Source organism: Corallococcus sp. 4LFB (assembly GCF_046520365.1).
In the GTDB taxonomy this organism is placed as follows: domain Bacteria; phylum Myxococcota; class Myxococcia; order Myxococcales; family Myxococcaceae; genus Corallococcus; species Corallococcus caeni.
The window spans coordinates 1-10,111 of sequence record NZ_JBKGHJ010000328.1 but is presented as its reverse complement, the minus strand read 5'-3'; the positions used below and the strand labels follow the sequence as shown (position 1 = coordinate 10,111).

9 protein-coding genes are annotated in these 10,111 nt (G+C 71.7%); 3 read left to right on the top strand and 6 right to left on the bottom strand.

All coding sequences use genetic code 11. The features are described 5' to 3' along the window. Positions 1-157, bottom strand: a 157-nt coding sequence (locus ACLEQD_RS28730; RefSeq protein WP_410388354.1) for a lantibiotic dehydratase, incomplete at its 3' end; no start/stop codon positions are given. A gap of 125 nt (positions 158-282) precedes the next feature. Here ACLEQD_RS28730 and ACLEQD_RS28725 point away from each other — a divergent pair. Beyond that, the gene (locus ACLEQD_RS28725; RefSeq protein WP_410388353.1) at positions 283-1,632 is read left to right on the top strand and encodes an MFS transporter; all 1,350 of its coding nucleotides are present in this window, start codon (positions 283-285) and stop codon (positions 1,630-1,632) included. 5 nt (positions 1,633-1,637) lie between these two features. On the opposite strand, the gene ACLEQD_RS28720 is transcribed toward ACLEQD_RS28725, so the two are convergent. The 3 genes from ACLEQD_RS28720 to ACLEQD_RS28710 are packed head-to-tail and all read right to left on the bottom strand — an operon-like array spanning position 1,638 to position 5,403. After that, entirely contained in the window at positions 1,638-2,915 is a 1,278-nt protein-coding gene (locus ACLEQD_RS28720; protein ID WP_410388351.1) for an FHA domain-containing protein, read from the bottom strand. Beyond that, the gene (locus tag ACLEQD_RS28715; RefSeq protein WP_410388349.1) at positions 2,912-3,100 is read right to left on the bottom strand and encodes a hypothetical protein; all 189 of its coding nucleotides are present in this window, start codon (positions 3,098-3,100) and stop codon (positions 2,912-2,914) included. Before ACLEQD_RS28715 ends, ACLEQD_RS28720 begins: the two co-directional genes overlap by 4 nt. Positions 3,101-3,102: 2 nt before the next feature. Beyond that, entirely contained in the window at positions 3,103-5,403 is a 2,301-nt protein-coding gene (locus ACLEQD_RS28710; RefSeq protein WP_410388347.1) for a thioredoxin domain-containing protein, read from the bottom strand. A 484-nt stretch (positions 5,404-5,887) separates the two neighbouring features. Here ACLEQD_RS28710 and ACLEQD_RS28705 point away from each other — a divergent pair, with 484 nt between their 5' ends. Beyond that, positions 5,888-6,139 (top strand): hypothetical protein, encoded by a 252-nt coding sequence (locus ACLEQD_RS28705; protein WP_410388345.1) that lies wholly within the window; start codon positions 5,888-5,890, stop codon positions 6,137-6,139. A 63-nt stretch (positions 6,140-6,202) separates the two neighbouring features. Here the strand turns inward: ACLEQD_RS28705 and ACLEQD_RS28700 are convergent, their stop codons facing one another. Together ACLEQD_RS28700 and ACLEQD_RS28695 are read right to left on the bottom strand one after the other, a co-directional pair. Then, complete coding sequence (locus ACLEQD_RS28700; RefSeq protein WP_410388344.1) at positions 6,203-6,430, bottom strand: hypothetical protein; 228 nt, start codon at positions 6,428-6,430, stop codon at positions 6,203-6,205. After that, positions 6,427-8,829 carry a hypothetical protein gene (locus ACLEQD_RS28695; RefSeq protein WP_410388342.1) on the bottom strand — a complete coding sequence of 801 codons (2,403 nt, stop codon included), beginning with the start codon at positions 8,827-8,829 and terminating at the stop codon, positions 6,427-6,429. The genes ACLEQD_RS28700 and ACLEQD_RS28695 overlap by 4 nt, the downstream gene beginning before the upstream one ends. A gap of 255 nt (positions 8,830-9,084) precedes the next feature. Here ACLEQD_RS28695 and ACLEQD_RS28690 point away from each other — a divergent pair. Then, positions 9,085-10,111, top strand: a 1,027-nt coding sequence (locus tag ACLEQD_RS28690; protein ID WP_410388341.1) for a serine/threonine-protein kinase, incomplete at its 3' end; no start/stop codon positions are given.

Sequence of the window (10,111 nt, the reverse complement as noted above, 5' to 3'; positions counted from 1 at the left end):
GGTCCTCCAGGCCCACGAAGCGCGGCAGCTGGAGCCGCTCTCTCAGCCGCTGGGCTTCGCGGAGGCGCTCGGCGCCGTCGCGTTCACCGAGCGCACGGAGCGTGGAGGCCTGGAGCCGCCAGCGGGCGCGGTGGAGGATGAGCCGGCCCATCGTCACGCGCGGAAGGCGGCGGGGAGCGCATCGCTCCTCGCCGGTTCTCCCCCCGGCGCAGTTGGCTGCCTGACGTCCCGTGATTCCCCCGGGGTGCGAGTGGCGCCGTCCTCCGGGAAAGTCACGGCACCGTGACTCCTCCCCAGCGGTTGGTCCTGCGAATCGCCGTGCTCGCCTCGCTCGTCACGTTCCTGGACGGGGCGATCATCAACGTCGCGTTGCCCGCGATGGTGAGGGATCTGGGCGGTGGGCTCACGCTCCAGCAGTGGGTGGTGGACGCCTACCTCATCACGCTGGGCTCGCTGATGCTGGCCGCGGGCTCGCTGTCGGACGCGTTCGGGCGCAAGCGCATCCTGCGGCTGGGGTTGCTGGGGTTCGGGGCCACGTCGCTGTTGTGCGCGCTGGCGCCGACGGGCGCGGTGCTCGTCCTCGCGCGGGGGCTCCAGGGGGCCACGGGCGCGCTGCTGGTGCCGGGCTCGCTGGCGCTCATCCTGTCCTTCTTCTCCGGCCCCGCGCAGGCGAAGGCCATTGGCACCTGGACCGGCTGGACGGGCGCCGCGTTCATCGCGGGACCGCTGGTGGGCGGGCTGCTGGTGGACACGGTGGGCTGGCGGTGGATCTTCGCCATCAACGTGCTGCCCATCGCGTTGACGCTGGCGCTGCTCGCGCGCATGGAGGAGCCCGCGCGTCCGGAGGGCGCGCGCATCGACGTGCTGGGGGCGGTGCTGGCGTGCGTGGGGCTGGGCGGTCCGGTCTATGCGCTGATCGAGCAGGGGACGGTGGGCTGGACGCATCCCACGGTGCTGGCGTCGCTGGGCGTGGGCGTGCCGGCGTTCATCGCGTTCCTGTTCCAGGAGCGGCGCTCGCCGCACCCGATGATGCCGCTGGGCCTGTTCCGGGAGCGGAACTTCTGGGTGGGCAACCTGGCCACCACGTCCATCTACGGGGCGCTGGCGCTGGGCGAGTTCGTCATCACGCTGTTCCTCCAGCAGGTGGCGGGCTTCCGCGCGACGACGGCGGGGCTGGCGCTGATGCCGACGACGGTCATCATGTTGCTGTTGTCGTCGAGGTTCGGCGGGCTCGCGGGCCGGTTCGGGGCGCGCCGGTTCATGGCGGTGGGGCCGTGTGTCGCGGGCGTGGGGTTCCTGCTCATGCTGCGCGCCGGGACGCCGGTGGACTTCTGGACGCAGATGCTGCCGGGCGTGCTGGTGTTCGGGCTGGGGCTGACGACGACGGTGGCGCCGTTGACGGCGGCGGTGCTCGGGTCGGTCCGCAAGGAGCAGGCGGGCATCGGCTCGGCCATCAACAACGCCATCGCCCGGGTCGCGGGGCTCATCGCCATCGCGTTCACGGGGCTCATCGCGGGCCCGCGACTGGACGTCGCGGGCTTCCACCGGGTGATGCTCGTCACCGCCGTCCTGCTGGTGCTGGGCGGAGCCATCTCCGCCCTGGGCATCCGCGATCCGCCGCGGAAGGCCTGAGCACGTCAGTCGTCGCTCGGGGCCATGGAGAAGTACACGGCTTCGGTCCCCAGGTTGAAGGTGTCTCCGTCCGCGATCTTCTGGCGCTTGATGCGCTGGTGGTTGATCCAGGTGCCGTTGGAGGAGCCCAGGTCCTCGATGAAGTAGTCGTTGCCCTCGCGCACGACGATGGCGTGCTCGCGGGAGACCCTGCCGGACTTCACGACGAGGCTGCACTGCGGGCCACGCCCCAGCGTGAAGCGCTCCACGTCCACGCGGGTGGCGGGGCCGTCCGGGCTCAGGCGCACGAACAGGTCCTTGCGCGCGGAGGCCCTGGCGGCGGGCTTCCGGCCCTTGTTGGCGTCCGGGGGGGCGTCGTCCTCGGGAGTGGACTGACGGAGCACCCGGCCCTGCTTCCGGAGGGCGGGGCCCTTCGCGGCCGGAGCCGCCACGAAGGGAAGGTCCTGCTCCTCTGCTTCCGAGGAGCCCGCGGCCTGCGCGTCGTCCTCGTCGGACGCGGCGGCCCGTTCGTCGTCCTCGTCGGATGTGGCGGCCCGTGCATCGGCCGCGTCGCCGTCGTCAGACGCGGCGGCCCGAGCATCGGCCTCGTCGTCCTGCGCGTCGTCTTCGTCGGAGCCCGTGGCCTCCTCACCCGTCTTGGCCTCTTCGGGCTCGGAGTCGTCGGCCTCGTTGGTGCCCGGGAGTTCTTCGGATCCGATCGCCGCTTCGATGTCGGCCGCGGAACCGTCGTCCTCCTCCTCGGAGGCCTTCGCTTCCTCCGCGTTCGCGCCGATGGCGTCCGCGTCGGATTCCTCGTCCGCATCGGCGTCGGACTCGGACGCATCCTCGTCGGCCGCTTCGTCTTCGTCGGCCGCCTCGCTTTCGTCCGATGATTCGTCGGCCGCTTGGGCAGTGCCGGACTCCTCTTCGTCCGACTCCTCTTCGTCCGATGCTTCGTCTTCGTCCGACGACGCGCTACCGGCCGCTTCGTCAGCACCGGCTTCTTCGTCGTCCGATGCTTCGTCTTCGTCCGAAGACGCGTCGGCCGCTTCTGCTTCTTCGTCCGAGGACTCGTCGGACGCTTCCTCCTCGTCCTCCGACTCTTCGTCATCGGCTGCCACCGGCACGTCGCGGGGTTGCACGACCGCGTCCACGGCCGCGAGGACCTCCTGCATGCGGGACCGCGCATGCGCCGCCTCGTCCACCGGAGGCGCGGCGGACACGGCCGCCTTCACGGGGGCGGCGGTGGGAAGCTCCGCCGGACGCACCGCGGGCTCTGGGGCCCGGGCCGCCGGTGCCCTCACGGGCGCTCCCTCGACCGGCGTGCCGAGCACCACGGCGTCGGCGACACGTAGCCGTTCTGTTTCGCGAGCAGGAACAGCGCCTGGGCCACCAGGGCATCGCGGTCCACGCCCAGGTCGTGGCTCATCTGCTCAAGCGCGCGCCACAGGGGCTCCGCGACCTCGATGGTTTCACGAATCCGATTCATGCCTAGCTCCCCCTCAGATTGCTCTGCCACGGAGAGACGTGGTCCGGGTCATTGAGCCAATAGAACATCGCTTGCGTCTCCGCGTACTGCCGCTCCGCGATGGACACCAGGTTCGGATGCAGGTCGCCCAGGGCCACCCCCTCGAACAGGAAGCCCTGGCCGGGTTTCGTCGTGCTGGCATCTCCCCGGAACTTGCGGTCCCGGCTCTGCCACAGCCGCTGCGAGGCCTGCCCCGCCGCCTGGCCGTAGTCCGCCGGCGGCGCGATGCGCGTGGGCATCCGGAACGCCGTCTCCCCGCATGACCACAACAGCCAGGACAGCGCGCTCCAGTCCCCCCGCAGCATCAGCGCCAGGTCCGCGAGCCCCACCTCCACGTCGAGCGTCTCGTCGACCTCCAACTGCTCGTCCTCCAGCTCCAGCTCGTACTGCTTCAGCTCCACCGGCCCCTTGCCCAGCAGGCCCGACAGGTCCGGCGGCAGCCACGACACCGCGGCGCCGGGCTTGAACCGCTGGAGCAGCGCGCCGCGCATCGCCTGGAGCCGCGTGGCGTACTTACGCACCAGCTGCTGGATTGCCTCCAGGGGTTGCTCGGGCTTCTCCGGCAGGCCGTCGTAGGTGCAGCGCGGAGGCTCCTGTCCCGCCCAGAAGTCGAAGCGGGGGAACAGCACCCGCGCATACGTGTCCAGGAACGCGGCCGTGTCCGGCTCCACCGCCGCGAGCCCCTGGGCGTCCTTGCGCACCTGCTCCGCCACCCCCAGGTTCAGCAGGATGAGGCCGCGCGTGAACAGGTACTCCTTGCGCTCCGGAGCGAGCAGCATCGCCGCGTGCAGGAAGTCCAGCGCCGCGCGCGGCCGGTCCGTCTGGTCCAGCAGCACGGCGTAGGCCCGCAGCAGCGTGGCGGCGTCCGCCCCGCGCATGAGCGCGTCCGCCATCGGGGCCCACTCCTGGCCCGCCTCCTCCATGACGTCGTCCGCGAGCTCGCTCGCCGAGTCCTTCTTGCGCGGCAGCGTCAGCTCCTCCAGGCCTGCCTTCAACGGCTGGACGTCCAGCGACGTGGCGCACGCGCGCGCCGTGGCCAGCAGGGCCTCGCGGTAGCGCCGGTCCGCGCGGGCCTCCTTCGCCAGCTCGCGCCACCCCTCCGCGCCCCGGGCCAGGTTGGAGAACACCGGCGAGCGCGCCAGCGTCCGCTCATCCATCGCCCGGCCCAGGTCGCGCGTGAGCACCACCGCCCGCTGTGCGTCCAGCAGGGACCACTCGCCACACGCGAGGTTGCCTTCCGCCCGGCCCTCCTCGAAGTGGACGCGGAAGTCCGCGTACGCGTTCTCGGCGCGCGCCCCGCAGCGTCCGTGGCGCAGTCCGTTCTCGAACTCGGCCTCCCAGAGGAGCTGGCCCTGCAGGTCCCAGAAGCGGGTGAGGCCGTGGCGCTCCGCGTCCGCGTTGAGCGTCACCCGGGCCCACTGGTTCAGGTCCTCGCGCAGCTCCGCGTCCTCGGGCAGGTGGGCGGGACGGGTGGGGTAGGGCTCTCCGGTGGAGGGCACCACGCGCTGGCCCTGGCCGTCGAAGTGCATCACCTGTCGCACGGTGCCGTGCTCGTAGTGCATCACCGTCTTGCGCACGCGCTCGCTCACGCCGCCTTCGTGCATGCGCTCGGTGGTGAAGTGCTCGGACGCGACCCAGGTGCGCGGGCCGTGGAGCTGGCCCTTCTCGAAGGCGCCCTCCTGGGACACCGCGCCGTCCTCGTGGAAGCGCTTGAAGGGGCCGTGCGGTGTGCCCTGCTTCATGATGCATTCGTTGCAGAGCGTGCCGTCCGCGCGCCAGTACCGCCACGTGCCGTGCGGCCGTCCCGTGACGTCCTTCGGCCCGAAGGACCACTCCTTGTCGCCGTCGTCCCAGGTGGCGCCCTCGGGGACGCCGGAGGGGCGCTGGCCCGCCTCGGTCCGCTCGCGGTTCGCGAGGCGGCGCTTCTCCTCGGCGACGTCCACGGCCCGCAGCGCGCCCAGCAGCCGGTCCAGCGCCTCGGTGGACAGCGCCTCGGAGACGCGGTGGACCTCCAGGCCGTCCTTGAAGGCGACGAGCGTGGGGAAGGAGTCGATGCCCAGCGGCTCGGACACCGCCTCGTGGGCCTCCGCGTCCAGCCGGGCGAAGGTGATGTCCGCGAACCGCGCGGCCGCCTCCGTGAAGACGGGAGCGAAGGTGTGGCAGGGCTCGCACCATGGGGCCCAGAAGTCCACAATGCACATGCCGGGCCGCTGGGTGACTGCCTCGTAATCCTCCGGGGTCAATTCGACCGGAACACCTGCCAACGGGGACTCCTGCTCAAGGGGAGGGGCAGATAAGAGGGGCGCCGGAGACGCGCGTCAACCGGCACGTCACGGGGACGGCTGCTTCCGGAGGCTCCAGGCCTGTCCCCACGCTCCGCGTTCGAGCACTGGCACGCCGCTGCGTGGCCGGAGCTTTCGGACCTCCTCTCCGCCGCGGACGACTTCGCGGTCGTCGAGCCCTTCATCGACTGCGAGCGAGACGTCCGCTGCCTCGCGGTGGGCGAGCGCGGGCTCGAAGGCAGATGTCGACACGCGCAAGGACCACGTCATCGGGTCGCCCCGGCGGCGGCGCGGCGCACGAACTGGTCCGACAGTCGGACCAGTTGGGACCACCGCCCTGGCCAGGGGGGGGCCAAACCATCCGGGCGCACGAACTGGTCCGACAGTCGGACCAGTTGGGACCACTCCGGGAGGGAGGCGTGCGGCAGGGATGTCTCAATTTCTTGGAGGAGGGTTCTCGTCCCCGTTGGGGCTCACCGGTCGCGGCTCGGTGGAGGCGTCCGGGGCGTCCTGGCTGGCGGAGGCGGAAGCGGCGGTCATGTTCGCGCCCGTGGCGGGCCTTCTCTTCGGCGCGTTCGCGGGCAGTCGTGGCGTGGAGGTCCATGCGGCGGCGCTGGACGCTCTGGCGCGGTTGGCGAAGCGCCAGGACGGCAGCGGCGTGTCGTGGATGCGCCTCACCCGGTGCGCTACGGGGATTCCAGGCGCACCCTGCGCGTGAAGCGCTGAGAGTCCAGGAGGCGGCGGTGGCTCCGTCCACCGCCGCCTCCATCCGAGCCGCGCTTCAGTCGATCTGCAGCTCGGAGATCTTGTGCGGCTTGTCGCTGATGAGGTCCATCAGCTTCCCGAAGCCGAAGGTCAGCAGGCCGATGCCGGCGCCCACCGCCATGCCCAGCGGGCCGCCAATCGCGCCCACCGCCACCGCGCCACCCAGGCTGCCCGCGATGCCGACGGCGCCCTTGGCGATCTGCGCGCCGTCGTTCACCTTCGCGCCGTTGACGATGTCCATCACGCCGCCGCCGCGCCGCCCACCGCGCCCAGCACGTTGGCCGCGCCGCCCGCCGCCTTGAGCGCGGAGAGCGCCTTGCTGCCGGCGCTCGCCGTCACCCCGGCCACCTTGCCGATGCCGCCCATGCCCTTCACCGAATCCAGCACCGTGCTGGTGATGGCGTTGCCCACCTTCGGGTTCGCCAGTGACTTCGCCCAGGGCATGCTCTTGGCCGCGGTGGGGGGCGTGGTGGTGGTGAGCGCGCCCGCGTTCTTGAAGTCCTTGATGGCCTCCGTGAACGCCTTGCCACCCGTGTACATGTTCACCGCGCCGTTGGCCGTGTCCGACACGCCCTTCACGATGTCCGGCATGTTGTTCTCGCGGATGCCCCGCGCCAGCGACATGCCGCCCGCCACCACGCCCGCCACGCCGCCCAGCGCGCTCGCGCCACCCTGCGCCGCGTTCAGGCCCTTGGAGAGCGTGTCCCTGCCCAGGATTTCCGTCGCCTTCGCCGGCAGCCGGCCCGCGTCCTGGCTCAGGCCCTTGAGGACGTTCAGCGCCTGCGCGCCGCCGCTGTTGGCGTACTGGTTCACCGTGTTCGCGGTGTAGATGGAGGCCTGCTCCAGCAGCACCTTGCCGAACGCATCGTCCTTGAAGGCCTCCGCGTCGGTGACGTCGCGCATGTCGGCGCCGCCCTTGCCGGACAGCTGCATCCGCTCGCCGTCCTTGCCCACCTCGTGGATGCCCTTGCGGCCGTCCGCGTCCGTCACGGTGGTGCGTGAGTTCACCAGCTGCGCGCCCTCACCGGACAAGAGCGACGTGTCCTCCTTGAGCGCGCTCTCCGTCTTGTCGTCCTTCGTGCGCTTCGTCTCCAGAGACTCCTGGAGCTCCAGGCCCTGGTCGGTGGCCTTGCGGCTGCTGTTGTAGTGCTGCTCCAGGTCGGCGCCGTCCGGCTCGCGGCTCTTCGAATCCATCTTCTCGATGGAGCCGTCCTGGCCGTAGGTGGTGGAGGACTCGCCGTTCACGGGCACGCGCTTGGAGGAGTCCGCCTTCTCGAAGGTCTTGCCCTCGTACTTCTCCTTCACCGTGCTGCCCTCGCGCGTCCGCTCCGTCTTGATGGTCGCGTCCGGGTAGCCCTCGATGAAGGTCTGCGAGTCCAGCCGGTCCGCGCCCTTCTGCAGGTCCACCGTCCAGCGCTTCGGCGGGCGGCCGTCGCCCGTCTTGTCCGCGTCCCAGTTCTCCCCGCCGCCCTTGCCGTACTCGTCACGGACCTTGTGCAGCTCGTCCATCGTGTGGGGGCCGGAGCCCGCGAGGTGCGTGTGGCCGTCCAGCGTGCGGTCCACGTAGGACGTCGCCTTCACGGTGTCCTGGGAGAAGTCCTGCACGCGGCTGTACTGCACGTCGCCCTGCGAGCCGTCCTCGCCCGGAGGCGGAATCGTATAGGTGTACGTGTCCGCGCGATCCACCGGCTTGTCGAAGTCGAACGGGCCCTTGAGCTTGTTGTCGATGGAGCCGCCTCCCTTCTGCTGGTAGTAGGCCGTGCGGCTCGTCTGCGCGCCGCCGTCCGCCTGCGAGTACGCGTCGGTGATCAGCCGGTCGCCGTCCTTGTTCGGCTCCATGTGGACCGCGTTGCGCGTGTACGTGAGGCCCTTGTCCTTCGTCTGGGAGATGTCACCGAAGGACTTGAGGTCGGCCGTCTCGTTCTTGTCGCCCTTCCACTCCGCGCGCTCCACCAGCGAGCTGCCGTCGTCCTTCAGCTCCAGCCGGTCGCGCTTGTTGACGCCGTCCTCGTAGGCGGCCGTGTCCATCACCACCGCGCCGTCCTGCTTCGTCGCGACGGAGCGCTCCACCACCTCCTTCTGGCCGTTGACGCGGGTGAGCTCCACCTGGGTGTCGGACAGGCGCTTGACGCTCGCGCCTTCGGGCACCTGCTCCTTGCCGTCCGCCATGGCGAAGAGCCTGTCGGCCTCCTGCGCGGTCTTCTCCCGCAGGGCCTTCTGCGCCTCCACCGTCTCGGTGCGGCGCTCGCCCACCGTCTTCAACTCCACCGCCTGCTTCGCCTTGTCCTCGCCGGACACCGTCTGGCGCTCCACCGGGGCCGCGCCCGTCGCCGCCAGCCCCACGCGCAGCTCGGGGACGCCCGCGGGCCTCACGGCCGTGGCGGCGGCCTTCACCGCGCCGCCCACGCCGCTGAGTTCCGGGCCCGTCGCGGACTTCACGGCCGTGGCGGCGCCTTCACCGCGTCGCCCCGCGCCACTGAGCTCCGGGCCCGTCGCGGGCTTCTTCGCGTCGAAGCCGTCCGCCACGACGGCGGGCTTCCTCTCCTCCACGGGCGCGGCCTGGGGGGCGGCGGCCGGCTTCTCGGTGACGGCGGGAGGGGCGACGGGAGCAATCGGCTTCCGGGTGACGGGGGCGAGGGCCATGGAGGGCTCCAGAAGGGGGAGGGCTGCGAGGACGGCGATGCAGGCCCCCATTGCGGCCGGCGTGCCACCTCCGGAGGACGCCCCCGGTTCCTGTTTCCAGGGGGTTGCCCCCCACCCCGTGCGCGAGCGCTGATGACTGCCGTCAGGCGCTGATGACCGCCGTCACCAGGCAGGCAGCCGTGGTTGACGCATCGCGGAAGGATGTTCGGAGCAGGTGAGGGCCGGCGGTAGACTCGCGGATCAGGTGCACCGACCATGACCAGACGAGACACCGGCAGGGGAAGCGCAGGGACGGGCCCGTTGGACTCCGCGCGCTCGGGCGCCGGCACGGGCCGCGGCACCGGCCCCGCGCCCCGCCGCGCGGAGGACGTCCCTCCCGTCCCCCAGGTGGGCCGCTACCTGCTGCTGCGCAAGCTGGGGCAGGGCGGCATGGGCGTGGTGTACGCCGCCTATGATCCGGACCTGGACCGCAAGGTCGCGCTGAAGCTGCTGCACCCGAACGCCAACCACGACAACGAGGAGGCGCGGTCCCGGCTGTTGCGCGAGGCGCAGGCCATGGCGCGCGTCTCCCATCCCAACGTCATCCCCGTCTTCGACGTGGGCATGTGGGGCGACCAGGTCTTCGTCGCCATGGAGCTGGTGGACGGCGGCACGCTGGGCTCGTGGCTGAAGGAGGCGAAGCCGTCCTGGCGCGAGGTGCTGGAGCGCTACCTCCAGGCGGGCCGGGGGCTCCAGGCCGCGCACGAAGCGGGGCTGGTGCACCGCGACTTCAAGCCCGCCAACGTGCTGGTGAGCCGCGCGGGCCGCGCCTACGTGACGGACTTCGGGCTGGCGCGGCAGGTGGGCGACGGGCCGGAGGCCGCGGCCTCGCCGGAGGAGGCCCAGCTGCTGGAGGCGTCCGACCGGCGGATGCTGGACACCACGCTCACCGAAGCGGGCCTGCTGGTGGGCACGCCCAATTACATGTCCCCGGAGCAGTTCCGGGGCTCGCAGCTGGACGCGCGCACGGACCAGTTCAGCTTCTGCGCGGCGCTCTACGGCGCGCTCTACGGCACGCGCCCCTTCGACCCCGGCAGCATCAAGGCCTACGCGTCCGCCAGCCGCGGCGCGGAGGAGGCAGCGGACGGCACGCAGTCGCTGGGAGGCACGCAGTCCCTAGGCGGGACGCAGTCGCTGAACGCGGCCCGGCGAAGGCCGCCGTCGCGCCACCGCCCGCGCTCATCCGCTGAGCCCCCGCGCGACGCGAAGGTGCCGGCTGGGTGCGGCAGGCGGTGCTGCGCGG